We start from the raw sequence: 24,891 nt of genomic DNA, 5'->3' as shown, positions 1-24,891 counted from the left end.
TTCAGGTTAGAGGCACTTCGCGGTCTGTCGCAACGTTCTTCACATAAGAAGACGCAATCTCAATGGTCGGCTTGAACTGCCCCCGGGTTCCGTCCGTCGTCCGCGCTCTTTCGTAGAAAGCAATGCGGCTTTGATGCCGACTCTGCAGCTTCTGCCCCAGCCTTATACAGGCCGCTGTCGGGGCTATCGGAACGCAATGAATACGGCTAACGCGCCACTTCTCCTGCAAGCTCTGCAATGCGTCATCGAACGCCTTGCCAACCAGTTCAAGGTCGTATGGATGCCCGATAACACTCCGCGAAGGTGTTGGCACGACAACCTCTACCACCGGCATCTTCCATGCCCCGTCTTCGTAGAACTCTGCTGGTAGTTCCCCGCGGGGGACCCGGTCTGTGAGGCTGACCAGCAGCAGAGCTTCGGTTTCACCGTTTGTCGGCTCCCGATGTACTACGACGGAATACTTGCTCGGGTCCGGCCTTTTCGCATCCTTCGGCCACGCCCATTGGTCACCTTGCGTGTTGTCCCCCACGGAGTTCCTTTCGAATTGGAAAACCTGAACGGAACGCGCCTCGCCAATAAGATGTCCTGCCAACACCAGCACCGACATCAGATGGAGCGGGAATACCGAAACTACTTCCGCCTGCGCACCGCCATATGTAGCACCTGTAAGACGTGCTCGTAACGCCGGGATGTCCATGCGCGCCCACTGGTCAAACTGCGTCTCCCAAAAATGCGGCGACGAGCCATCTCCCATCTCGTTGCCGTTGTAGGCAAACCAGAATGGCTTCCCGCCTGCCGGCCGCAGCTTTGCAGCGCGCATCGCTTCCTCGGCCCGACGCTGGTCAAAGACCACCGACTGATTGAGGATGTTTCCGCCGACCACAATCATGTCCGACGAGGGAAAGCGAAGACTGCGAAACAGGCTGGCAACCTGTTCGACGTTGGCTGCGCGCATCCCATTCAACGTATCGACGGAATACTCGTCGGGAGATACACGGTCGATGAGGCGATGACACTTGTCGCACAGAAGCATCACGTTCTCGGCCGTGTCGAATAACCGCCCCGACAACTTTGCATGACCACGCGGCCCGTCCACCGACGATGCGATGATGTGCGCGAAGTAGCTGAAGTTGCCTAGCGTATCCGTGTTTGCGTCCAGCCAGAGATTCTCACCGCACCCCTCAAACTGACAATGCCAGCCGGCCTCCGCCCCGACGCGCTTGCGCGTATCCGCCGAAATCTCCCCTGTCCTGCCCCGGTCCTGCGCCTTCGGCCTCTTGAAGCCCGTCAATATGTCGCGGCGCTCCGTCCACCGCGACACGTCCCCTTTCCGATAGACAGTTGCGCTCGCAGCGGCATCGAGTCCAGTTTCCAATGAATCAACTTCGAGCCATTTGAAGTTCTTCATGGCCCCCTCAACTACTGCACGGGACTGGTCTCCGAAATCTCCGCTTGCCTCGAATCGCCATTCAGCGTTCTGCTCACGCTGCGACGCAACGGCTACCCGCTGCTTGTCTGCAATCAAGACAACCGGATTCCCTCTCCGGAGGATTCCGCGGAGCGCCAAAGCTAACTCGCCGTCCGAAATACCGCGGATTATCTCGGCATTCGAATCCGCTTCAGAAACGGTGTTTTCAAGGTCGCCCATAGACGCAACAGGTTGTGTCATATTCAAAATATAGTGCAATAAAACACAAGATATAGTAATTTTACAAAATGCGCAATCTGTGAACATTCTGTTTAAGAAATCGGACTGAAGGCGCAGAGGCGGAGTAAATCTCCGTCTTAAAAAATTTTCTAAAAACTCGTTTAGCAAACGTTTGCTATTCGTCAAAAAAGCTTCCACATCGTTACTCGAGGATGTATTGATGCGTTTTGAATGGACAAAAAACTCGGGGCGCTCTGAACTGATTGAAGGTATTCCAGATAGGGAGTTCCCGATTGCAGTTCGCGGCTATGGCGGCATGTTGCCAACCCTGCGCGGCGGGACTACGCGGAAGGTTTTCGTATCTTTTCAGAATCTGGATGAGCCGGACACGCCACCGTTCCACGAGGAAGTGTCATTCAGCCACCTTCGCGCGCTGCGCGTCGGCACGGTCTGGCAGAAGCGGCGCTACGTCGGAGAAGTGCAGTATCAGGAGCTGGGTCCCACGGAGGTCAATTTCACACGTGGCGAATGGCGGCTGATATCACCGATAACGGAAGTGCAGGCAGGGCGTCCGGCTCCATTCAACGGCCAGTACCGAGCGTCGCGCCAGAGCGAAGATAAAGAGCGAAGCTGGATGCTCGAATTTGGGCTACCAGGGAATCGCACTCTCCTCGTCCCGTGCCTGGAGTTCCTGCTTCGCTGTTACGGAATCTCGGAGGCTATCCCGCGTGCGTTGTGCAGCATGCCGTGGAGCGACGCGATGAAGCAGTTTCTAACGAGCCTGACGCCTGAGGTGAATGCGGAGGACAAGTTCATTATCCGGCTCACGGAGCGCGCGCAAGACGGCGACCGAAACTTCCTTGCACACGTACTTCACACTGAACTAGGACGGCAGGTAACGCAGGATATTTCCGAGCAATGTCTGATGGAGGGGAAAAATGAAGACCTCATTTTCCCTCGCGTGCAGCCTTGGTTTGAGGGCAAGCTGCCGGTCGCAGCCCAAGGAGTCTGGGTGCGGCCCGGACAAACTTTTCTGGCGCTTCGCATCGAGCTACGTGGTCATCCGAAATGTAAAGGCATCGTTTGCTACAAAACCAGAAAAAACGAGGTCGTTCGAAGGTCGGACGACCAGACCGACGAGCATGCGCGTGAGGGCAGCAGGAGCTACGCATTGTCACCGGAAGCGAACTTAAAAGTTCACGTTCCTGGCGTCGAGCATAGCTACGGCAACCTGCATGTCGAAAGCCGAGAAACACGGGGTGTCCACTTCCCATTTGGGCCAGAGCCTGACATTACGAACATCTTTGAATCTAAGCCGAGCGTTATCGTCCCACCCGGAGGCGTAGATGCGCCGGGCATCAACATCAATGGTCAAGATGCGACGGATGCTCCAGTCGCGTATCGTATCGTGGTGGCTGACGGGACGCTGCTTGAAATGTGGCGCGCGCTCCAGGTTTTAAAGACTCAGCACTCCAAGCACATACACAGCCTCAAGTGGCTTCACGCTACCCGGGGTTTCGTCGACGACGAGACCCCAGAGCTTATCGCGCTGCGCGAGTTTAAGGAGCATGACCAGGTCAAACCAGAAATACGCAACTGGGTAACGCGCAATGCCAAGACCGAGACACCGCGGGGTGTCCTCGTGCTGCGCATAGTTGCTTCGGTTCCCAAGACCAAAGAAAGGAGGACTGTTTACGTCCTCGAAATCGAGCGGCGGCTTAAACGGAGCAAGGTCGGTAAGAAGACAATAAGCGAAGAAGCGGATAGCTACCGCGGCCTATCGGCAGTGCTGGCTCCGGCAACTGACTTCGATGATTGGCTGCAGAAAACCCTGTCGATGATTCGCCAACTTGCTGGCCATGTAGTCGAACTCGAATCGACACATCCAGACCTCATCGAAGCCTTCAAGCACAGTCAGTCCAAGTCAGAGACTACTACCCCATTTCGGTCAGCGGCTCTCCTTGCTTTGAAGAAGGGGGGAGTCGAACTGTAATCGTTCGTGCTCGTCGCCAGAGGGCGAGCACGCGCGACCCATCCCTCCACAACTGAACGGCGGCTATGAGCGGTCGAGTGTGTACTCAGCTGAGTCTCATCTCGATGAAAACCGTCAAATCGGACATTCTGCTCGGCGAACTCATGAACTCTTCTCATAGGGGTATGCGGGTGCGGCACCTTTTTTGGACACCACGTTAAGAAGTACACTGCCTCATCCTAATACCCCTCCAAGGCCTTCGGCAGCGGTCAGCGGATGCGTCTCGTGGATACTCCGGCGCAAACTTTGAATTCGCTCATCGGCAACCGGTCCGAGCATTCTTTGGGACGCGCCCAACGCTACCCCTACGGACCGTAACGCGATTATGCAAACCACGTCATTGTTCGAAGTTCGGACACGGTGGTGCCGCTCCGAAAAACGCGAATCTTGACCGCTTGCATATACGCAATAGTCACTACCGACGAAACGTTCTCATTGTCCCGGCCACGTTGCGTCGTTGTTCGGTTCGACCTACGGTTAATAAACGTCTCCTCCATATCTCCCCGATATGGATTTAGCCCACCCACCCTGCGGGCTTTTTTTTTAATGTTCCTCGAAGAACGGTTGCGGTTACCGCCCCTTCAGAAACGCCCTACGTCTCAACTTCCACTTGTCGCTTCCAATGTGCCGAAGGGTCGGAGCAAGTGCTCTTTTACATCGCCAATATGTGCGGCGGCCCACATATGAAGAAGCACGAGGCATGGAAGAAAAATCAGCCGTCGTCTTTAATTCACTCGACCAGCACGCTTATTTCTCGTTGGTCGCTGCTATCTCATCCGCGCTTGAGCACCGCCGCACGGCGTTCGTGGCGAGCCTGTCTGGAGACTGAACCATCATGCCAACCATGCTGGATTACTTCGCGCCGTCTCTGGCCAGCTTCGAGGTGCAGCGAGCACAGGTCGCACCGATGCTCGCGGGACTGCGATTTGTAAACTCGATGCTCGATTTTGCGTTCTATGACGTACCGATGTTCAAACGGGTCTTGGAAAAGGACGGCGTTGAAATTGAGTGGACCGACGGCGCAACTGGCGCACCGGTGCAACCGCTGACAGACCTCAGCGCTCTGATGAACCCCGAAGGTTCCATTCTTGTCATTGACGCGGCTAACAGCCCTCATATCCGGCGTTTCAGCGATGTTGAAACCTTCCTCGAAGCGAGCACTGGAGGTGTCAGCCTAATCGACGCAATCTCAGTGAGCGGTGTTGGCAGCTCTGCACTTGGCTCGGCCGCGCTTGCATGGAACGCTTCCACTGCGCTGGAAAAACCGGTTGCAGCTATCGTTCCCGGTTACGGACTCGCTGATGTCATCCAGCAAGCGCTCGGCGGGTGGTTTGGATTCGAGATGTACAGCTACTGGATAAAGCAGCCCGTGCAAAACGTGCTTGCGCAGATAGCGCCGGGTGCTGCGTCGGTCGGACGCAATCTTCTCGCAACCACTCCAGGTCATGCCGAGGCACCCGGTACACAGGTACCGGTCTTTCGCCATGGCAGTGGTTCCTCCGACGTCCTGCACGCGATTCTTGAAGCCACCGACAACGTGACGACTCTGCTCGGCCATAGCAAAGGCGCGCTTGTCATCCAGAATGCGATTGCGGACATTCCCGCTGCCCACTTATCGCGTCTTCATGTCATGACCTTTGGTTGTGTAATCCCCGAAGATGCTGCAATTAAGCGCTATGACCAGTTCCTTGGGACGTTCGACGCACTTGGATTTTTGAATTCAGGTGGAAATTGGCCCGAACACAGTGTGTCGACATGGCACAGCACCAACACGGTCTCGCATCTCTCGATGCGCGTTTCGACTTTGGCAAAACACTGCTAGCAAGAGCCATTTTCTGCTTGAACGTAACGCCTTCGAATGAAGAGAGGTCGGAATGCCATTGAATCAACTCATAGAATCCGGCAATCCGATTTCGCCGCTGCCCGATGTTCAACGCACGACGTTCTCGCTCGATGTTCTGGGGAGGTTCGTTTCTAGTATTCGTAGCTGCGATTGAATCGCTCGTGCAAAAATTCCTCGACACTCCCCCGGGGGTGTGTAGACGTTGACCAGCGGAAAAGCAAGCCAATTAACGATGCGTTAAAAAACGCCACCACGGATGTCTCAAGTGCTGCAGGGGAAGCCATCCTTAGCGGCGTACACGTAGCGATGAAGGTTTCAGGAATTCTCTCTTGCGCATGTCGGTGACAAATTCTTTCGTGATGATGCGCAAAATCTATTTGCCATCCTAGGAAACGTGACTTGGCCATTGCGCTGAAGAGCGTGTATGAAAACTCGCTCGAGATATATCCATACGTTAAAGTCCGTTCCTCGATTGCTCGCGCCTCCCCGTTTCCTCACGGAAGTAATGCACATCGACGGCACTCCACGCCTAACGTTCGAAGGCTTAGCGAGGGGCGCGCGCTCGGTCATTCTCGAGTTCATCCGTAGAGCGCCGACCAGCAAGCGTGAAGAATTCGATTACACCAACGATTATCCAAATCTGCTGAGAATGCCGTTGGCGCCGAACATGTGGATACGAAATCCAGAGGTTCTCACAACCGACACGACCCATTTGTACCTCAACGGATTTTTCATCGAACGCGAACAACAGCGGTTACATCCCACAACGCCCATCACCGGTCCTCAAAAGTAACCGAGAAAATTGGGCAGTTGTCGCCAGTCCGCGCGATGCCGAAAACAATGCTTGCCATTAGTGACACTGCACTACTGGTTCGCTCAATGGCTAGCGGATGCAGAAAGGTCTGACGCTATAGCAAAAGCTCGGTAGATAACCTGTTCTCAAACTCCCCCTGCTTTGCACTGCTCTCAAGAACGACTCCTTGTGACCGCGCTTAAACAAGAGAATGAGAAGTCACACATGCGCTAGGTAGCGTGAAACCGAGTACCTTGATGCGCCGATTTTTTCTCGAGAGTTCGCACTATAGCGAAGTGATATCAAGCCGGATACCAGCAGGGAGACCGGAACGCAAAACGCAAAGTTCGCACATCGGTCGAGAACTTAACTCACCACAGTCTCAACATTAAACTAAATAAACTATCTCTTTAAATTCAATGCTCTAACTCTATTCACCGGGATTTATTGTGTTACAAAAATAGAACACTCTCACCCCGCTTATTTATTGTGTTACAACAAATCAACTCGCATAAATTCGCATGTGCAAGTCAGTTTTAGTGGACATTTTTAAACTCTTGTTTATCCTATATTTCTATTAAATTGGATTAACGGTTATTCAGATGCCAAATACAGCGAGAAAGACAGTGCTGAGTGAGTTCGTAATGACAACGGTAGCTGAGGAGACAAGCGCTGGGGCAGCTTGCGTGTCTCTTGCACTAGGTCAAGGAGCACGCGAACGGTACTACACAACCCCTGACATAGAGTACATGGAGCAGTGTGGATATGACGCGCTTCTTCATTTTCCAGCGGTATTTTGCGGCGATGGCTCACTTTGGGCAGAAGCAACCATGTGGATAGTCGACTTGGTCGGGGACGCGACTAATCCGAACATGCTTACATATTCAAATGTGGCTGACGACCTCGCTGCCTATAGGCGATTTCTTGAAGAGATGGATATCGACTGGCTCGCATTCGGGAAAATGAAGCAACGTCGCCCGACGTACAGATACAAGGCATGGCTTACGACATCGGCGCGGGGACGCATCATCTCTGTCAGCATCGCGAAACGACGAATGTCTACCGTTGTCCGATTTTACCGATGGTTGTTCGACGACTTAGGCTTCAGGCCCGAGAATCAGATGTGGATTGAATCACCCAGTCAAGTCCGCCGAGAAAATGAATCTGGCTACAACTGGAGCTATCCTATTCGAACCACCGATTTATCAATAGACGTCCCTGCCTCTGTCGACCCATTTGACACACGCATCCTTGATGGGCAGAAACTTCGAGCTCTCCCCCACAACGAACAGGTACATCTAGTCGAATCATTAATTTGCCTAAGAAATACAGAAATGAGCCTTATCTTTATCCTCGCACTACATACAGGTGCAAGGATTCAGACCATCCTGACAATGCGCGTGTCGCATTTCGAAACCGCGCCAGAGCTATTTGCGGGTGATGACATCCGCCTTAAAGCTGGACTAGGTACATCGATTGATACGAAGAAAGAAAAGCGAGGCACGATTCACTTGCCTCTTTGGCTATACGAGACGTTGCACACCTATGCGCTCAGCGAGCGCGCTCGCAAGCGCAGAAGCCGTGCGACCGATGGTGACCATAGCGAGCAACTTCTATTTCTTAGCCGAAGCGGAACGATGTTTTATCAACCACGAAACACAAGACATCGCTCCATCAGTCCACATACAGTCCGACATTTAAAAACGGGACAAGCGGTACGGCAATTCATTAAGGAAAAGCTCTTACCCGAGATGAGAAAACGTCTCTGCGACGACAGCTATACGTTCAAATTTCATGACCTCAGAGCAACATTCGGCCGAAATTTTCTGGAGGCATTACAACCTGCAATCCAGAGAGGTGAAACATCCCAATCCACAGTATTAGACTTCTTGCGACAGTTGCTGTGGCACTCGAGCGTCACTATCACGGTTCGATACCTTAAAGGGAGCACAGGCGCCGCGGCTCTGAAAGCAGCACAGGAAGGCTGGAATCAAGAACTCAACAACCTGGCAAAACAGGCCTTCAATTCTTCCGTAGCTAACGATGCCAATTCTTGAAGATATTGATATGCCCTTAGCAAAAGGAACTATCCTTTTGCATCCTGAGAGAGCCTTGCTAGTCTTTGAAGGCATAAATCACCGAATTTTCATTGGACAACTTTGCTATCTGGCTCGAAATACATCTTCACCAGCACGAAAAAAACAGACATTTGATGAAGATAGCTTAAGCCAAGAGCGAATCACTGCCGTTCGACGAATTATTTGCATACTCAGCGATGAACTCGAAATCAACTATCTACGGCCAATTACCGTACGGAATCACGCACAGAAAATCATCGAATTCTTGAATTGGTCTGATAACAATGAAAAATCTTCAGTGCTTTGTGACGAGGCCGAAACAGAAGTAGCTCTATCAATCTACTTCAAATTACTGAATAGAGAAGTCAAGGTAGGACTAAGAAAAACAAATGGCACATCAGATACACAAAGCACTCTCAAGAATTTTTTTACTCTATTTTTCGAAAATGAAGATTTCGGCGCCGACTTGCAGCCAACAAAGAGAGACGCTCGCGACACAAAAAACTCTGAGATTCCTAGAGCACATGACCAGGGCATTGTAATTTATTGGTGTCAGACATGGTATAAAGTCATCACGGATTTATTGCTCGAATTCAAATCATATCCAATTTCAATCAAAAGCGCTCCGGGTCACCCCGACATTGTCATACATCCGCTCTATTATAATGAGGATGCCAATATAGTTAGCGGATGGGATTTTAAGAAATGTGAAGTAAAAAGTATTAAAACGCTGACCCTAGAGTACGAAGAAAATCAGGGATTTAACCCTCTCCTTCAAGCGAAAAACAGTCGGGCATCCGCCATCGCGATGCTTAGAGAGGCAAACAGCAATAGAAATTCTTCAATTCGGATGTTCCATTCCGCCATCGCGATATACTGCTTTGCGGCGTTGTTTTTTATAGAGCTTGCGATGAATCTTGCGCAGTTCCTTGAGCTTCCATGGAGCAATGAATTAGAGACCAATATAGATTCTGGTCAGATATTGAAACAGTCACTCCGCCGCATAAAATATCGAGCAAAAGGTCGACTGGTTAGCTTTGATGTTTCATTGCAATTCATCCCTTCTCTGAAATTATTCCTTAAACTTCGAAAATACATCCTCGGCGGAAAAAAATTTCCATACCTTCTTGTGATGCTAGGCCGAGATAACAGGCCGACCAAGCTCAACCGGGATATGTTCAAGATGTTGGAGCAACGCCTACGCGAGTTCGGTATTACGTTGCCCCATATAACATCTAGGCAGTGGCGAGCCACAAAAACCCATTGGGTTGCTCGTAATTATGGAATTCCAGTGGCCGTCGATATGGCACAGCACTCGCTCGCAGTGGCGCTGAAGAGCTACTCAAGTGGTACCGATACCGAGCACAAATCCGAGATGGGGGTTCTTTACGATGCTATTGACCAAATCATTACTCGACCAAGATACAGCGAAACCGGCGGCAAGGAAAATGGCATAGGTATTTGTAAAAGTTTCAAACAACCCGAGAAAATAATTGACAACCCGCCGGTCACGCCAGATTGCAACTCAACAGAAGGATGTTTGTTTTGCAACAAACATCGTGCTTTTTCCGATGAAGTCGATATACGGAAAATTTTAAGTTGCAGATTTTGCGTTCGGTTAGTCAGCAACAGAGTTCGCTCGATGGAGCACTATGAGGAAACTTATAGCCCAATTATACGACGGCTTGATTTTCTCATCGAGGAACTGCGGAAGCGCGAACCTGCACTTGTTGCAAAAGTGCAGGAAGAAGTGGAGACGACGGGAGAGTTGGACCCTTTTTGGAGTAACAAACTAGAAATGCTCATTGAACTAGGACTAGCATGAAAAATAATACAATCAACAAAAACATATTGCGCACGCCATCTGCGAGCGATGAGAGCTGGCGAAAAATTTCAGATGAATCCTGTGCAACAATTGACGAAAAAGGTCGTCCGAGGTCATTATTTGGCGAATCAATTTGGAACATCGAAGCATATGGAAACTACCGGGCGATTAGTTTTTTATATTTTACTCAACTTACACCGCTCGGCACAGATGATTCGATTTATCGCGCATCCGCGATTCAAGTTAAACAAGTAATGTTTTTCTTGATTAACGACAATGGCCCGAGCGGCGTGGCCCCAAGTACGCTTCGTGAGAAGTTAGGCGCAATCAGAGATTTTTGCATTTTTTCTGCTTTTCGTGGACAAACTCTGTATGAAGCGATGGGTGATATTGACTCAATAAAAGATTTTGCATCAATCCCGGGAGTCGAAAACAAATGCAGCAGATTGCATAAAATATTTAAAGATTTATCAATCTTAGGGAAGGACCACACTGGCGTTGAAATACCATTCAAACAAGCGCAAAAAATTTTTGTTAATAAAATAAATCAGAAAAAGGAATCCCGACAATTCGCGGTTATCCCCACCAGAATATACAGCAAGATTCTTTCGATTTGCAATATAGAGTTAGATATCATTGAAGCGGCTGCATCCGACTTGGTTTCACAAATCAAACATGTTCGGTTAAATAAACAACCAAATTCCCTAGCGTCAGACGTACTGGTCGAGCTTTTCAATTATCATCAACAACCAATTACAACGAAGGGTTTATTTAGGGTTATAGGGGAAGTAAAAAATGTTCTGCAGATTTTGATTTTGGCTTACACAGGCATGCGCCACGATGAGGTCGACAGTCTTCCTTACGATTGTCTGAAAGTTGAGCCCCTCGATGGCGTCGTTCATTACATCGTTGAGGGCGTTAGCTCAAAAACTAAAGGCCGGAACATCCGCCGCGCCCGTTGGGTCACCAGTCGCTCAGGCGCTCGCGCAATAACAATCGCGAAGCTCATTTCGTCTGAAACTCACAGTCATTTTGGAAGTACCAAATTCTCTGATTCCATTGACGGTTCACACCTTCTTTTCTGTCGCTCTGGTCTATCTCGTTCAACCTATTTCGCCAATTTACCTCAGACTGGAATGGACCGTTATCTCGACGCACTATGCGCGCGCGCCGAGCTTGTCATCACGAAGGAAGATGTCATCGAACTTAAGCGTATCGATTTCTTTCGTGCATGGGATTCTGAAAAGGAGTTTTCCGTTGGAGCAGCGTGGCCCTTCACAAGGCATCAACTGCGACGCACACTTGCGGTGTATGCCCACCGAAGTGGACTGGTCACGCTCGATACATTGAAGCGCCAATTGCACCATCTAACAAATGAGATGGCGATGTATTACACCAACGGCTCGGCTTTCGCCGAAAATTTCATCGGTGAAATTGAGGACCATTTCGCCTTCGAATGGCGAAGCGCACTGGCAGGAGCACAGTTTCTCGGTTACACGATAAACGTTCTACAGTCAGAAGAGAAACTGTCTGGTGGACATGCGAAATGGGTTCAAAGTAACGCGGTAAAAACCTCACCTGTCTCGGTTTATTCGAGGGAAGAGGCACGACGGATGTTTAAGGAGGGATTGCTTGCTCATCAAGATACACCTCTAGGCGGATGTGCGAGCACCACTCCCTGCAAGATGCCACCGCTAGAGTGGTTACAGCTCGAATGCCTAAAGAAAGATTGCAAGCACCTCATTATTCACCTCTCTCGCTTGCAGCGCGTTGCGAAAGCACAAAAAGCGCGTGTAGAAGCGCTGCTCAAACATTCACCCGACTCCGTCGAGTACCGAATTGAATCCGAAACGCTTGAGACACTCCTCAACGTCGAAGCAAAAATTCTTTCGGAGGGGCAAGCATGAGGTCCTCACTTGACGACTACTTCGCCGCGCTCGACCGGCTTAGGGCACGGAAGGCAAAGATAAACAACGACACGGTCGCCATCGAGGCCGGGCGCAAGAAGGGAAGTATCAAAAAATCGCGCCCGCAGTTCGCCGCCTTGATTTCAGCCATAGAACAGGCTAACCAAGAGATGCAGTTGGTCAATGATGATGGGGCTATGCGACTTGAGGAGCTGAAGGGGAAAATCGAAGAACTGCGCCTACGCTACGAGGCAGCAATCTCGCGCGAAATATCGCTACTACGACAGGTTCGAGAGCTAAAAACAGAACTCGTCAATCTAAGAGGCGGGAGCGTTGTTCCGATTCGCAGTAGATGACTACGAACATTGGCATACTTCGAAAGTGCAGTTCTCTCTGCGCAGAGGGGCCCGCGAACCACTGGGTAACGCGACACTGGTAGTGAAGCTCAATGATGTATCACTACGAGGCCGGGATAGCAAAATAGTGCATCTTTTTGAATGGACATGCCGTGCGTGCTTACGTCCATTTTTTGTGCCAAACAGGTGGACAACTCCAAAAACCTAACTCATTGATATGCAAGAAATTCCAACTGTCCATTTCGTACGTACTTGTGCATATACGAACAGTTGATGATCGCGTTCGTCGTGCCCAACGTGGTCGCGTGAGTCGTGAAGCCGCCCGACAACGCACCCGCAAAAATCTCGCACATCGCCGCAAGGCCGAATCCCTTGTGACCGCCGAACGGCGTCAGCGAACCGAACGGCGCTTCGTGCATGACTTTCGGATCGCGGGTCGGCATGCCTTCGTGATCGATCAGCGAGCCGGGGGGCACCTCTTTGTGCTGGTTGTACGCGACCCGCGTCTTGCCGTAGGCGACCGTGCTGGTCGCAAAGTCGAGCACGAGCGGCGGCTTTCCGGGGCGCGGATAAGCCGCGCAAAACGGATTCGTGCCGATGCGCCGGTCCACACCGCCGAACGGCGCAACCAGCGGATCGCCCGCCACGTTGACGAAGTGAAACGACACGAGACCGGCGCGCGCGCACTGCTCGGCCCAATGCCCGATGCGGCCGATGTGATGCGCGCCGCGCAAGCCGACCGCGCAAATACCGAGCCGTTTCGCGCGTTCGATGCCCTGCTCCATCGCCTCGAACGCGACCACCTGACCGAAGCCCTTGCCGCCTTCGACGCTCAGCACCGCACCTGCGTCTTTCACGACCTCGGCATGCAGGTTCAGTTTCAACTCGCCGTCGGCCAGCGACGCGACATAGCGCGGCGTCATGCCCACGCCGTGCGAGTCGTGACCGGTCAGATTCGCCGCCACCAGATGATCCGCGACCAGCGCCGCCTCGCGCGGCGTGCTGCCGGCCTTCTCCCAGATCGCCTCGATATAGGCGTGCAGTCGATCGGCTGGAATCCGGGGCGTGGCGGGCTGAGCAGTCGCGCGGGTGGTCATTCGGTCGGTCATTCGGCGTGTTGAAGTTGGCGTGTCAGTTGAAGTTGCGGACGGGAAACAAAACCTCCTCGCGACTTCAAAAACTCACGGCGCGGCGGCGATCACCTCGGCCACCGCTGCCGTCAGCTTCTTGCCGTACGGCACGTGCAGGAACTCGTTCGGCCCGTGCGCGTTCGACTTCGGCCCAAGCACGCCGCACACCATGAATTGCGACTTCGGGAAGCCCGCCTTCAACACGTTCATCAACGGGATCGTGCCGCCTTGGCCCATGTAGGCGACGTCCGCGCCGTAGTGCTGGCGCGACGCGTCGTTCAGCGCGGTGGCGAGCCACGGCGCGAGGTCAGGCGCGCTCCAGCCGCTAGCCGCGCCCGCGTCGGGCCTGAACGTCACCTTCGCGTTGTACGGCGGATCGACTTCGAGCAGCGCCTTCAGTTCGGCGACGGCCTTCTCCGCTTCGATCGTCGGCGGCAGACGCAGCGACAGCTTGAACGCGGTACGCGGACGCAGCACGTTGCCCGCATCGGCGAGCGCGGGCAAACCCGCCGCCCCCGTCACCGACAACGACGGGCGCCACGTCGAATTCAGCAGCGCCTCTTTCGGATCGGTCGTGGTGGGCAGGACCTGACCGCCATCCTGACCGCACGCCCACGGCAGTTTCTTCCAGACGTCGTCGCCGAGAATCTGCGCGGTGGCTTCCGCTTCACGCAGACGGTCGGCGGGGATCGGGCAATGAAAACCCTTCGGCAACAACGTGCCGTTCGCGGCGTCTTCGAGACGATCGAAAAGTTGACGCATGATGCGGAAGCTCGACGGCGCAATACCGCCATAGCCGCCCGAGTGAATGCCTTCGTCGAGCACGTGAACTTCGAGATCGCCGGCGACCAGGCCGCGCAGCGACGTGGTGAGCCACAGTTGATCGTAATTGCCCGCGCCCGAATCGAGACACACGACGAGGCCGACGTTGCCGAGCCGGTCGCGCAACACGTCGACGTAGGGCAGCAAGTCGTAGCTGCCCGACTCTTCGCAGGTTTCGATCAGACCGACGCAGCGCGGACGCTCGACACCTTGCGCGTCCAGCGCGGCGAGCGCGGTGATGCTCGCGTAGATTGCGTAGCCGTCGTCCGCGCCGCCGCGGCCGTACAGCTTGTCGTTTTCGAGCTTCGGCGTCCACGGGCCGAGGTCGTTGCGCCAGCCGTCGAATTCCGGCTGCTTGTCGAGGTGACCGTACAGTACGATCGTTTCGTCGCTACCCGAACGCGTGGCGGGCGTTTCGAAAAAGATCACCGGCGTGCGGCCCGGCAAACGAATGACTTCGAGCTTCAGACCGCGCACGGATTGCTGTTCGGCCCATTGCGCGGCGTCGGTGATCACGCGCTCCAGGTAGCCATGCTTGACCCACTCAGGATCGAACGCCGGGCTCTTGGCCGGCACCGCGATGTAGTCCGTCAGCGCGGGCACGATCTCGTCGTTCCACTTGCGGTCTACGAATTCGCGTAGCTTGTCCGGGTTGATGCGCTGGGCCTGCTGGGTCGTATCGTCGGAGATCATGATGGCGTCCGTGGGGGATCGGGTCAGTCGAAACGATCATGATAGTCTGGATGCGGGATCGGCTGAACCCCCTGCCATATATCCGGGCTGGCGGAGGGGCTGCTGGCTTGGGATAGCGTGCGCGGCGGCGGTGCCTGACAATGCGCCCTTCGAAGCCGCGCAATTGACACCGGTTCGCGCGACAATCGGAGCATCTTTCACACATCGGGAGCGGTTTCATGAGCGGCAACATCATCGTTCAGGCTATCGCCGCCGTGCTCGCGCTAACGCTGTATTTTCTGCCGGCCATACTCGCCGACCGTCGCCAGCGCCATGACGTGCTGACGCTGGCGCTGTTCAACGCGTGCCTCGGCTGGACCGTGTTCGGCTGGCTGCTCGCGCTCTACTGGTCGCTGCAACCGAATCCGCCGAAGAACGTCGCGGGCGAAGTCGTGCAGACGCGGAAAATCGTGCGGATGCGGGCGTTTTCGTCCGCCTTGATGGCGCGCGTGCAACGTCGCGAGGCGACGCGGGACCATCCGGAAAATTAAGCGAGTTGCGGCGGGCGCTGCATGGGGCAAGCAGCAAACGGCATGCGGCAAAACACGCGCAAAAAAAAGCCGGCCGAGTAACCGGCCGGCCAGGACAAAGATCGGGTTTAAGCGTGTTGCGCGGATTATCGGACCACTTCGCCGTACAAGCTGTCAGGCAGCCCGGCCTACGCGATTCCACAGCACGGAACCAGCCGGAATGGACCGGGGCTCAGCGCGCATGTTGGCGGGCGCGAACATCTCGCGGCGCAGTTCGCCGTGTTCGTCGAACCACTCGCAAATCAGCCAGTCGCCGGGGTTGAGCGCAACCGGACCTGCATAGGTCACGGTCATGCGCGGGCCTCCCTCCTTCAACGTAACGACGTCGCCGACGTTAAAGCGTGCGGCTGGCGGTGTCTCGAATGCGTCAATGGTAGCGGTCAGCATAATTACCCCCTACGGAACCGTTGAGCTTTATTAAGTCATTGCACCGGGTTTCTCGACTTTAGCCCTACTGAAGGAAAACTCTAAAAGTTCGCCAAGATTAACAATTGAATTTATTCGCAGCAAGCGCTTTTTATAGATACCGTTTTCAGATTCACGGGAATAACGATCCAGCCGAAGCTGCACGAGTTGAAACCAGGAAAATCCCTGAATAATCCGCCAGATGCGGCTATGTGCGGCACCGCACGATCGCCAAGCCTGCCGTATGCACGCTGTCACCCAAGGTGGAAAGCGCGCCCGGTTTCTTCATATCCAAACTCCCGGAAAACCGTAGGGTTTATTCCCGGCCATCTAAAATTGAAACTTACCTATGAACAGCCGACTCATCGGTAAATACGTGGCGCTTAATTATGTTTTTGTTTAAACCGGATAATATTTTCCGCAATGCAACCACTGAAAACGATTACGGTCCGGTTATTTTTCAAACGGCTTGCGTGGCGCGACGCAACACAAATTGCTGATGCCGAACCAGTAGCACGCTCAAACCAATACATATAAACATCAGCAACGCGTTGATTGCGAGGCTCACCTGAAAGCCGTGGGCATACGCGGCAGGCGCGGTACTGCCGCCAATCGCGCCGAAGAACGCGCCGCTGATCGCCGCCGTGCCGAACGCCGAGCCGATCTGCAAGGTCGACGACACCACACCCGAGGCCAGCCCCGCCTTTTCCGGCACGACTTCCAGCAAGACGATGCGCATGATCGACGGCAGCAGCAGGCCGTGGCCGACGCCTGCGCACAACAGCCCGCAGTAAAACAGCAGGTCCGGGGACACGGTCTGGGTCGAGGCCCAGCCGGTCACGGCGAAGCCGACTGTCATCATCGAGAAGCCCAGCGTCAGGACGTGGCTGCCAATCCGTTTGACCACCGCCGGCGATGTCAGCGGCCCGAGCACAAAACCGATCGCAAACGGCATGATCGCGATACCTGACGCAAGCGGCGTCCAGTGCAGACCGGTCTGCAGGAAAATCCCATAGGTCAGGAAAAACGCGCTGTTGCAGTAAAACAGGAACGCGAGCACAAGACCCAACGCGAAGGCCCGGTTGCGGAACAATTTCAGATCGACCAGCGGATGACCACCGCCGCGTTCGACCCGACGCTCGGTCGCCACGAACAGCGCGAACACAGGCACCGCGAGTGCGAACATCACGAAGGTCCACGTCGGCCAGCCGGCTTCGCGGCCGTGCGTCATCGGATAGATGACGAGCAGCAATACCGCCGACAGCAACGCCACGCCTTTCAGATCCACACCCGTGCTTGTCGCGGGCTGGTTCTCCGGCACGAACTTCCATGTACCGATGAACGCCGCGATGCCGATCGGGATGTTGATCAGGAAGATGATCCGCCAGTCGAGTCCGAATGGGTGGTATGTGATCAACGCGCCGCCGCCGAGTTGACCGACGATCGACGACAAGCCGAACACGAAGCCATACAGGCTCATCACTTTGGTTTGCTGATGCAGCGGCACCACCGCGCGGATGGTCGCGAGCACCTGCGGCGCCATCACGGCGGCCGCGATGCCCTGCACGATCCGCGAAATCACCAGCATGTGGCCGCTGGTCGCGAAACCGCACAGCGCCGACGCAACCACGAACGCCGCCATGCCGGTCATGAACATGCGGCGCCGGCCGAACAGATCGCCGAGACGCCCGCCGGTGATCAGCAGCACCGCATAGGCCGATGCGTACGCGGACACCACGAGTTGCAATTGCGCGTCGGTGGCGTTCAGGCCGGTGTGAATCGAAGGCAGCGCGAGGTTGACGATGAAGTAATCGAGCGGCGCGAGGAATGCGCCGACGAACAGTACGGCAAGCGCGAGCCCTTGCCGCTCGAAGCGAGGCACGGCCCTTTCCACGTGCTTTTCCGCCGATCGCGCCATGCCCGCAGCGACCGCGCCCGGACAGGTCGCCACGCCTGCCGTCGCGTCGGCGGGTCCAACGAATGCCGCCGCAGCGGACTTGAGGGATTCGTCTTTCATGACCGATCGTTCAAAAATTCGACAAAAAAATTTAGACGAGGGCGCGCATTGCGACGTCGACTATTCCGATTAACGCATCTTCCTTGTGGGCGACCCGCCCTAACACGCGCAGACCCTGCATCACGCACAGCAGGAAATCGCCGACCGCTTTTTCGTCGAGCGTCGAATTGAATGCGCCGCTCGCCTGCCCGCGTATCACCGATGCCGCGAGCAACGTGGCCATGCGACGCTGGATCGCGGCGACGCGCGTGCGTAATTCTTCGTCGCCGGGCTGCATTTCCAGCGTGGTATTCGTGATGAAACAGCTACGCTCGCCGGTCAGCGCGCAAGCGACTTTCGCGTAGTGCAGCAAGGCGTTTCGTAGCGACTCTTCGGCCGGCACCGGCGCGTTCAGCCGTTCGGCCAGGCGCGCGACCGAACCTTCCGCATAGTGATCCAGCGCGGCGAGCATGATGCCGTGTTTGTCGCCGAATACGCCGTACAGGCTGCCGCGCAACAGGCCCGTGGCTTTGCACAGGTCGTCGATCGACGTGGCGTGGTAGCCATGGTTCCAGAACACCTGGCTCGCGCTGGTCAATACCGTGGCGGTATCGAACTCGCGCGGGCGCCCACGGGAACACACTTCACCCGCTTTCTTGGTGGATTGCTTTGGATTGCCAGATTGCTTCATGTGACGGATATTATGACTAACCGTTCAAGAAAGCAAGGGCGGGAGTTTGATACGGTACCCGCGAGGAAGTGTGGCCGTTGCGTAAACCGTTGATTGTCGGCCCGAAAAAATGGCTCACGTCGATCCATTTGTTTGCCGACGAAACGCCCCGTCCAGGCGTCCGCTAATGCAGTCAGCTGAAATAAAAACCGGCGACGGAGATAACCCCGCCGCCGGCTTCATCAAACTTGCGTCAACTCAAAAGCGCCTCAGGTTTCGAGTTTCGCATCCATCGTGATCGTCGCGTTGAGCACCTTCGACACCGGACAACCCGCTTTCGCGTCCGCGGTGGCTTTTTCAAAAGCAGCCTTGTCGCCGCCCGGAATTTTCACTGCCACGTCGAGATGCACCGCCGTGATCGAAAAGCCGCCGCCGTCCTTGTCGAGCGTGACGGTTGCGGTCGTGCCGATACGCTCCGGCGTGATGCCGGCCTTGCCCAGTTCCGCCGACAACGCCATCGAGAAACAGCCCGCGTGCGCAGCCGCAATCAGCTCTTCCGGATTCGTGCCGATGCCGTCCGCGAAGCGGGTCGAGAACGAGTACTGGGTTTCCTTGAGGACCCCGCTGTCGGTGGAAATCGAGCCCTTGCCGTCCTGCAGGCCGCCTTGCCAGACTGCTGATGCCTTGCGCTTCATCGCTCTCTCCTGTTAATGCCCTGCTTCGCGCGCAGCACGACGACGAATTGACACCCACCGCAACAGCCACGCCCCGGATGGTTTGCGGTTGGGCATCGGTCGCGAGTTCCTGCGCGGCGCCGCAGATGCGGGCGTGGACCGAACTCCATCATAGGCGCTTCCCCATGCCGGCGTGATGACGGTGAGCCAAACGTCGGCAAGGAAAATTACCCAAATCGATTAAACCTAAAAACGTAACAATCATTTCGAAAAAAGTTGCTTTATACCTTACCTTACAGAAAATAAACTGAATTCATCGGATCGGGAAACATGATTCAAACCGGTTCCATCAACAATCTAATTCTGGAGGTCATCATGAAATCACTTATTTCAGCCGTTCTGGTTGCGTCGACTCTGGTCGTTCCGGCTATCTCGTTTGCGCAGCAGGCCAACGCGCCGCTGACTCGCGCTCAGGTGCGCGCCGAAATCGTTACGGCGCAAAAAGCGGGCCTCCTGTATCAGAACGACACGCAATATCCGAAGGCCGTCCCGCAAAACGGCGCAGCGGTGCTTGCTTCGGCACAGGGTTCGCAGGATGTGGGCGGCGTGAACGCGGGTTCGTCGGAATCGGGCGCGTCGGCTTCGGTGCAACACGGTCCGCTGTCGATTTATCGCGGTCACTGATGCGCGCCGTGGCCTGGTAAGTGACAGGTCAGCCGCGCAGGTTGCGGCTTGAGTGGACGGGTCGCTGAAGATGGTTGAAGCGGGTGATGTCACTACTGCACCCTGAAGCGCTCCGGTTGCCGAGTTTTTTTTGCAACCGGGGCGCTTTTATTTTGCGCACTGCGTATCTGCGCGTTGAGTCGATAACCCGGAGTCGCAGCGAAGTAGAAATAACGGCGCGGTTTGAAAGAACTCCATCCAGATCAGACGCAATGCCCGACACGGCACTCCCGCGCGTCCGGTCATTCGGTGAATGGCAAACTCTGCTGCCCGATGGCCCGCATGTCGAACACGTTCAACGTCATCGCCACCAGCGCGTAGTAGCCCAGCAGGCCGACCAGGTTGATCACCACCTGATGCCCGAAACGATCTACAGCCTTCGCATACGTCGCGTCCGACACGCGTTTCGTGTCATACAGTTCGCTTGCGAAATCGTGGATCAACGCGTCGTCGGCATCTGCGAAAGTGGGACGGTGCCCCTGACGGATCGCCTCCGCGTCCTCCTCGGGGACACCGGCTTCGAGTGCGATCGGATAGTGAATGTGCCATTCCGCCTGCGCCTGCCAGCGCGCCGCCGTCACCAGAATCGCCAGTTCCGACAGACGCAGCGGCAGGCCAGTCCGATAGCGGCAAAACGCGCCGAGACGCTGTGCCTGCTGCGCCAGCTCCGGGCTATGAATCCAGCCGAGAAACGGCCCATTCAGATTGCCGCGCGGACCGGACAGAATTTCGTCCAGCACGGCCTGCTGTTCGGGTGTGGCGCCGGAGATGTCGAAGTGAGGCAAACGCGGGGTCATGATCGTGCTCCTGCTCGCGATAAACGACGTGTTCAGATTAACCGGCTGCTCAAAGGCCAGCGAGCGCACCGTCGATTGCATCGGCAAGCCGGCTGACGATCTCGTCGATATCGCGCGCGGTGCAGATGAACGGCGGCGCCAGCAGTACGTGATCGCCGACCTTGCCATCGACGGTGCCGCCCATCGGATACACCATCAGGCCGCGCGCGAACGCTTCACGACGAATCGCCGCATGCAGTTTCAGACCCGCGTCGAACGGGGTTTTGCTCGCGCGGTCCCTGACCAGCTCTACGCCGACGAACAGCCCGCGCCCACGCACATCGCCGATATGCGGATGCTGCGCGTAATGCTCGCGCAGTCGTCCGCGCAACTGCTCGCCGCGTGCCTGCACGTTTGCCAGCAGTTTCTCTTCATCGATCACGCGCTGCACTTCAAGCGCCGCCGCGCAGGCGGTAGCGTGGCCGATATACGTATGCCCGTGCTGAAAAAAGCCCGATCCGCCGACGATCGCCCGATAGATCCGGTCGCTCACCAGCGTCGCGCCGATCGGCTGATAACCCGCGCCGAGCCCCTTCGCGATGGTCAGGATATCGGGCGCCACGCCGTCTTCTTCGCACGCGAACAGATAGCCGGTGCGGCCCATGCCCGACATGATTTCATCGAGAATCAGCAGCACACCGTAGCGGTCGCACACCGCGCGAATCTTGCGGAGGTACTCGCGCACCGGCGGCACTGCGCCGGCCGTCGCACCGACTACCGTTTCCGCGACGAACGCTGCGACCGTGTCCGCGCCGAGTTCGAGAATCTTCTGCTCGAGTTCATCGGCGAGACGCTGTGCGAACGCCTCTTCGGTTTCGTCGGCGCGTTGCTCGCGATACGCGTAACACGGGCTCACGTGATGCGCTTCGATCAGGATCGGCAGAAACGGCTCGCGACGCCATGCGTTGCCGCCGATCGCCAGCGCCCCCAGCGTATTGCCGTGATAGCTCTGCCGACGCGCGATAAAGTGCCGGCGCTGCGTTTGCCCCGTCTCGACGAAATACTGGCGCGCGAGCTTCAGCGCGGCCTCGATCGCTTCCGATCCGCCCGACACGAAGTACACATGCTCCAGCCCTTGCGGCGCGCGCGAAACCAGATAGTCGGCGAGTTCCTCGGCGGGTTCGGTCGTGAAAAACGAAGTGTGCGCGTACGGCAGCTGTTGCGCCTGCCGTTTGATCGCGTCGATCACACGCTGGTTGCTGTGGCCGAGACACGAAACGGCCGCGCCGCCGGATGCGTCGATGTAACGCTTGCCGGTCGAGTCGACGATTTCGATGCCGTCGCCTGCAACGGCCACAGGCAACGTCTGCTTCGGCGAACGATGAAAAACAGTGGACATGATGGGCTATTCCTTATTGTTTCGGGTCGCGCTGAGGCCGGGCAATGAAGGTGTCGAACGCACATTGCTGCTGGCGGAATACGTTCATCGACACCCCTGCTTCGCCAATGTCGAAGAGCGCGGTGGCGAGCGTGTTTTCGTCGTCGGGATCGAGCGGATCGTCGCGGTAGATCGGCAAGCCTGTTGGCGCGCGATCGTGCAGCACGTCGAGCAATGCCGCAGGTTGCAACGACGTGGCGAGCGCGAGCGCTGGCAGCAATGCCTCCACTCGCAATTGCCGGTCACGCGACGAATCCGTGACGATTTGCGCTTCCGCTTCGCAGCCGGGATGAATCATGTGATTCGCGTGACCGGAGAGCCGCGAGACGCGCTGCACCGAACACCGCTGCGTGGTCGCTTCGACGCTGAACAAACGCGCGTCGCCCGCACAACCTAGCGTGTGATGAAAACCGCTCGCCGACGGCACCGTACGCAGGATTCGCAATGCTTCGTCGAGCGAGGCTGCGTCGAGCACGGCGCGCGCGAGGATCATCCTGGGCACGCCGACGCGTGGCATGCGGATACGCAGATTGTTGATCGCCTGCGCAATGCCAGCGCGATTGGCGGCGAAGGTATGACCCGGCAACGAACCGGGATAGTAGAAACTGACGAAACCGGGTTTGCCGACAGGCTGCACGTCGACCATCGCACAGCGCTCGCGCAGAAACGGATCGCCGTCTTCGTTGTGCGCGATGAAAAGTGCGGTAGCGTTGGTTTCAGCCGCCGCCAGTGTCGTGCAGCCGTCCGGCGCGTTGTGGATCAACTCGCCACGGCAATTCCACAAAAACACATCTTCCGCCGACCACTCCAGACCTGCCGCCATGCCATCGAGTTCGGCCAGTAAGGCTGGAAACTGCACATGTGCCGCCTCGCGCATTTTCTGCACGAAAGGATCGCCGCGCCAAGACCGCACCGCGCGCCACGCGCGGCTTTGCTCCATGTAATCGGCGAATACCGGCCGCGCGATTGCGCCGAGCCGGTAGCCGATTTCATACGGCTCGCCGATCACCTGAAAAAGATTCAAATCCTGCTTCGACGTCACGACTCGCACCCAATCAACAATCGGTACATATTTATACGTCAAAACAACATTTGTTGTCAAATCACGCGATGCGACTCCAAACGATGACACCGCTGATTTCAAGCCGGATCGTCTGAAGGTCTAAACGGAAAGACTCAAGGCACGTACGCGCCCTTCGCGTGCAACGACTGTTCGGCAATGGCAAGCTGCTCGACCGCGCCCGCGCCTTCGAGCGCAAGCAGATGCGCGACCAGCGATTCGGCGATCGCGGTTGCCGCCACCAGCGACGGAAAAAACGAAGGACTCTCGTGCGAGAAGATCAACACCTTGTCGGCGTTCAGCGCGATCGGGGAGACCGCGCTATCCGTGATCGCGATCAGCTTGCTGCCCTTTTCAAGCGCGGCCTCGGCGACCCGCGCCGCTTCGACTGAATATGGCGCGAAGCTGACAACAATTGTTGCGCTGTCTCGCTCGACGGTGCGCAGTTGCATTTCGAGCGTACCAGCCTCGCCGTTGAGCAGCGACACCGATGGCCGGAACAGCCGGTAGCCGTACACGAGGCCGAAAGCCACCGCATAACACGACCGGAACCCGGCCACGTGCACATGCGATGCGCGCCGCAACAGACGCGCGGCTTCGACGATCACGCGACCATTGTGCGCGGCCGTGACATCGAGATTATGTTGCTGCGCAACGAGCAGATCGTTCGCCAATGCGTCTTTCGATTTGACCAGCGAACGCGCGCGGCTCGTAAGCGGTTCGGGCCGCGTACGCACGCGCGCGACGAACAGGTTGCGCAACTCGTTCCAGCCGGGAAAACCCAGTTGCTGGGACAGACGCACCAGCGAAGCCGGTTGCACCTGGGCGCGCTCGGCGACCTTGCGCATGGACGAGACCGCGACCTCGTCGGGATGATCGAGCAGGAAACCCGCTCCCATCTGGAACTGCGGACTCAGTTCGGCAAAGCGTGCCCGGATCAGGGCGGCGAGCTGGTCAAAACTGTCTGGCATGCGATGGTCCGGACGAGCCGTCGATATGGATGACAACAAATGTTACCACCGGGTCTGGTGGGGTCAACAGGTGGGAAAAACGCTGGTGGTGAGAGGTAAACGAAAGCTGGTTTGCGACAAACAAAGTTGATCTTGCCTTTTGATGCAATTAAAACTGGTCTGGCAACTCGCCTGCAGATCACAGCTCCTTGTGCGATAAGGTATTCGAGCCAACTCTATTCTGCGTTGCGGATGCGTTTTCTAGCGTTGAAAAACCTACGAGCGTCTTTTTAGAAAACCTTCGCATGCCGGATAAAAACATGGTTCTTTAAAAATCAAACTCTAAGAAAAAATTTAATCAAACATATCTGATCTTGAGATATCCAGCTTGCAAATAATTCTGGCATGCCTCGCGTGCCCGTCAAAGCGGCTCCGGGTGCGCCTCCGCCTAAACCTGTGACGCTCGCAGTCGCTGTACTTTCAGACGCGGACTCGATCTCCTG

At 55.8% G+C, this 24,891-nt stretch carries 20 protein-coding genes and 1 pseudogene; 10 read left to right on the top strand and 11 right to left on the bottom strand.

Going from position 1 to position 24,891, the window contains the following annotated elements:
• Position 1 precedes the first annotated feature (1 nt).
• Positions 2-1,846: an HNH endonuclease gene (locus ABH945_RS22845; protein ID WP_429252038.1), complete on the bottom strand. Its 1,845-nt coding sequence runs from the start codon at positions 1,844-1,846 to the stop codon at positions 2-4.
• 22 nt (positions 1,847-1,868) lie between these two features.
• Here ABH945_RS22845 and ABH945_RS22840 point away from each other — a divergent pair, with 22 nt between their 5' ends.
• The 8 genes from ABH945_RS22840 (at position 1,869) to ABH945_RS22805 (ending at position 12,482) form a co-directional block, all read left to right on the top strand.
• Positions 1,869-3,641 (top strand): hypothetical protein, encoded by a 1,773-nt coding sequence (locus tag ABH945_RS22840; RefSeq protein WP_429252037.1) that lies wholly within the window; start codon positions 1,869-1,871, stop codon positions 3,639-3,641.
• A 739-nt stretch (positions 3,642-4,380) separates the two neighbouring features.
• Positions 4,381-4,509 carry a hypothetical protein gene (locus tag ABH945_RS22835; RefSeq protein ID WP_290439532.1) on the top strand — a complete coding sequence of 43 codons (129 nt, stop codon included), beginning with the start codon at positions 4,381-4,383 and terminating at the stop codon, positions 4,507-4,509.
• A 6-nt stretch (positions 4,510-4,515) separates the two neighbouring features.
• Positions 4,516-5,502, top strand: a complete 987-nt coding sequence (locus ABH945_RS22830) for a hypothetical protein (RefSeq protein ID WP_074769042.1) — start codon at positions 4,516-4,518, stop codon at positions 5,500-5,502.
• A 445-nt stretch (positions 5,503-5,947) separates the two neighbouring features.
• Complete coding sequence (locus tag ABH945_RS22825) at positions 5,948-6,316, top strand: hypothetical protein (RefSeq protein ID WP_143026351.1); 369 nt, start codon at positions 5,948-5,950, stop codon at positions 6,314-6,316.
• A gap of 830 nt (positions 6,317-7,146) precedes the next feature.
• Positions 7,147-8,373: a site-specific integrase gene (locus ABH945_RS22820; protein WP_429252036.1), complete on the top strand. Its 1,227-nt coding sequence runs from the start codon at positions 7,147-7,149 to the stop codon at positions 8,371-8,373.
• A complete protein-coding gene (locus tag ABH945_RS22815) occupies positions 8,360-10,219 on the top strand; it encodes a hypothetical protein (RefSeq protein WP_143026352.1) in 1,860 nt (619 codons plus the stop codon). The genes ABH945_RS22820 and ABH945_RS22815 overlap by 14 nt, the downstream gene beginning before the upstream one ends.
• A complete protein-coding gene (locus ABH945_RS22810) occupies positions 10,216-12,126 on the top strand; it encodes an integrase (protein WP_429252035.1) in 1,911 nt (636 codons plus the stop codon). Before ABH945_RS22815 ends, ABH945_RS22810 begins: the two co-directional genes overlap by 4 nt.
• Positions 12,123-12,482, top strand: a complete 360-nt coding sequence (locus tag ABH945_RS22805) for a hypothetical protein (RefSeq protein ID WP_074769050.1) — start codon at positions 12,123-12,125, stop codon at positions 12,480-12,482. The genes ABH945_RS22810 and ABH945_RS22805 overlap by 4 nt, the downstream gene beginning before the upstream one ends.
• A gap of 266 nt (positions 12,483-12,748) precedes the next feature.
• Here ABH945_RS22805 and ABH945_RS22800 read toward each other — a convergent pair.
• Together ABH945_RS22800 and ABH945_RS22795 are read right to left on the bottom strand one after the other, a co-directional pair.
• Positions 12,749-13,579 (bottom strand): annotated as a pseudogene (locus ABH945_RS22800) (malate/lactate/ureidoglycolate dehydrogenase); the annotation flags it as partial.
• Between the two features lie 84 nt (positions 13,580-13,663).
• Complete coding sequence (locus tag ABH945_RS22795; protein ID WP_429252034.1) at positions 13,664-15,127, bottom strand: M20 family metallopeptidase; 1,464 nt, start codon at positions 15,125-15,127, stop codon at positions 13,664-13,666.
• A gap of 218 nt (positions 15,128-15,345) precedes the next feature.
• On the opposite strand from ABH945_RS22795, the gene ABH945_RS22790 reads away from it, so the two are divergent.
• Positions 15,346-15,657 (top strand): superinfection immunity protein, encoded by a 312-nt coding sequence (locus ABH945_RS22790; RefSeq protein ID WP_429252033.1) that lies wholly within the window; start codon positions 15,346-15,348, stop codon positions 15,655-15,657.
• Positions 15,658-15,810: 153 nt separating this feature from the next.
• Here the strand turns inward: ABH945_RS22790 and ABH945_RS22785 are convergent, their stop codons facing one another.
• From ABH945_RS22785 to ABH945_RS22770, 4 genes are all read right to left on the bottom strand, one after another.
• Complete coding sequence (locus tag ABH945_RS22785) at positions 15,811-16,083, bottom strand: YodC family protein (protein ID WP_074769056.1); 273 nt, start codon at positions 16,081-16,083, stop codon at positions 15,811-15,813.
• A 478-nt stretch (positions 16,084-16,561) separates the two neighbouring features.
• Complete coding sequence (locus ABH945_RS22780) at positions 16,562-18,118, bottom strand: MFS transporter (protein WP_429252032.1); 1,557 nt, start codon at positions 18,116-18,118, stop codon at positions 16,562-16,564.
• A gap of 31 nt (positions 18,119-18,149) precedes the next feature.
• A complete protein-coding gene (locus ABH945_RS22775; protein WP_429252031.1) occupies positions 18,150-18,788 on the bottom strand; it encodes a TetR/AcrR family transcriptional regulator in 639 nt (212 codons plus the stop codon).
• A 248-nt stretch (positions 18,789-19,036) separates the two neighbouring features.
• Entirely contained in the window at positions 19,037-19,462 is a 426-nt protein-coding gene (locus tag ABH945_RS22770) for an OsmC family protein (RefSeq protein WP_074769062.1), read from the bottom strand.
• 354 nt (positions 19,463-19,816) lie between these two features.
• Here ABH945_RS22770 and ABH945_RS22765 point away from each other — a divergent pair, with 354 nt between their 5' ends.
• On the top strand, positions 19,817-20,125 hold the full coding sequence (locus tag ABH945_RS22765) for a DUF4148 domain-containing protein (protein WP_429252030.1): 309 nt from the start codon (positions 19,817-19,819) through the stop codon (positions 20,123-20,125).
• A gap of 281 nt (positions 20,126-20,406) precedes the next feature.
• Here the strand turns inward: ABH945_RS22765 and ABH945_RS22760 are convergent, their stop codons facing one another.
• The 4 genes from ABH945_RS22760 to ABH945_RS22745 form a co-directional block, all read right to left on the bottom strand.
• Complete coding sequence (locus ABH945_RS22760; protein ID WP_429252029.1) at positions 20,407-20,961, bottom strand: carboxymuconolactone decarboxylase family protein; 555 nt, start codon at positions 20,959-20,961, stop codon at positions 20,407-20,409.
• 49 nt (positions 20,962-21,010) lie between these two features.
• Positions 21,011-22,339, bottom strand: coding sequence for an aspartate aminotransferase family protein (locus ABH945_RS22755; protein ID WP_429252028.1), 1,329 nt, complete (start codon positions 22,337-22,339; stop codon positions 21,011-21,013).
• A gap of 13 nt (positions 22,340-22,352) precedes the next feature.
• Positions 22,353-23,402: a C45 family autoproteolytic acyltransferase/hydolase gene (locus ABH945_RS22750; RefSeq protein ID WP_429252027.1), complete on the bottom strand. Its 1,050-nt coding sequence runs from the start codon at positions 23,400-23,402 to the stop codon at positions 22,353-22,355.
• 152 nt (positions 23,403-23,554) lie between these two features.
• Positions 23,555-24,409 (bottom strand): MurR/RpiR family transcriptional regulator, encoded by an 855-nt coding sequence (locus ABH945_RS22745; protein ID WP_074769066.1) that lies wholly within the window; start codon positions 24,407-24,409, stop codon positions 23,555-23,557.
• Positions 24,410-24,891 lie beyond the last annotated feature (482 nt).

The sequence above is a fragment of the Paraburkholderia sp. GAS333 genome (assembly GCF_050435665.1).
Classification (GTDB): domain Bacteria; phylum Pseudomonadota; class Gammaproteobacteria; order Burkholderiales; family Burkholderiaceae; genus Paraburkholderia; species Paraburkholderia fungorum_A.
The sequence above is the reverse complement of the archived record's forward strand: the minus strand, read 5'-3'. Positions and strand labels throughout refer to the sequence as shown.

Bases quoted from the DNA above. Each gene is read 5' to 3' on its own strand.
- ABH945_RS22840 (WP_429252037.1), top strand. From the start codon at position 1,869: ATGCGTTTTGAATGGACAAAAAACTCGGGGCGCTCTGAACTGATTGAA.
- ABH945_RS22835 (WP_290439532.1), top strand. From the start codon at position 4,381: ATGGAAGAAAAATCAGCCGTCGTCTTTAATTCACTCGACCAGCACGCT.
- ABH945_RS22830 (WP_074769042.1), top strand. From the start codon at position 4,516: ATGCCAACCATGCTGGATTACTTCGCGCCGTCTCTGGCCAGCTTCGAG.
- ABH945_RS22825 (WP_143026351.1), top strand. From the start codon at position 5,948: ATGAAAACTCGCTCGAGATATATCCATACGTTAAAGTCCGTTCCTCGA.
- ABH945_RS22820 (WP_429252036.1), top strand. From the start codon at position 7,147: ATGTGGATAGTCGACTTGGTCGGGGACGCGACTAATCCGAACATGCTT.
- ABH945_RS22815 (WP_143026352.1), top strand. From the start codon at position 8,360: ATGCCAATTCTTGAAGATATTGATATGCCCTTAGCAAAAGGAACTATC.
- ABH945_RS22810 (WP_429252035.1), top strand. From the start codon at position 10,216: ATGAAAAATAATACAATCAACAAAAACATATTGCGCACGCCATCTGCG.
- ABH945_RS22805 (WP_074769050.1), top strand. From the start codon at position 12,123: ATGAGGTCCTCACTTGACGACTACTTCGCCGCGCTCGACCGGCTTAGG.
- ABH945_RS22795 (WP_429252034.1), bottom strand. From the start codon at position 15,127: ATGATCTCCGACGATACGACCCAGCAGGCCCAGCGCATCAACCCGGAC.
- ABH945_RS22790 (WP_429252033.1), top strand. From the start codon at position 15,346: ATGAGCGGCAACATCATCGTTCAGGCTATCGCCGCCGTGCTCGCGCTA.
- ABH945_RS22785 (WP_074769056.1), bottom strand. From the start codon at position 16,083: ATGCTGACCGCTACCATTGACGCATTCGAGACACCGCCAGCCGCACGC.
- ABH945_RS22780 (WP_429252032.1), bottom strand. From the start codon at position 18,118: ATGAAAGACGAATCCCTCAAGTCCGCTGCGGCGGCATTCGTTGGACCC.
- ABH945_RS22775 (WP_429252031.1), bottom strand. From the start codon at position 18,788: ATGAAGCAATCTGGCAATCCAAAGCAATCCACCAAGAAAGCGGGTGAA.
- ABH945_RS22770 (WP_074769062.1), bottom strand. From the start codon at position 19,462: ATGAAGCGCAAGGCATCAGCAGTCTGGCAAGGCGGCCTGCAGGACGGC.
- ABH945_RS22765 (WP_429252030.1), top strand. From the start codon at position 19,817: ATGAAATCACTTATTTCAGCCGTTCTGGTTGCGTCGACTCTGGTCGTT.
- ABH945_RS22760 (WP_429252029.1), bottom strand. From the start codon at position 20,961: ATGACCCCGCGTTTGCCTCACTTCGACATCTCCGGCGCCACACCCGAA.
- ABH945_RS22755 (WP_429252028.1), bottom strand. From the start codon at position 22,339: ATGTCCACTGTTTTTCATCGTTCGCCGAAGCAGACGTTGCCTGTGGCC.
- ABH945_RS22745 (WP_074769066.1), bottom strand. From the start codon at position 24,409: ATGCCAGACAGTTTTGACCAGCTCGCCGCCCTGATCCGGGCACGCTTT.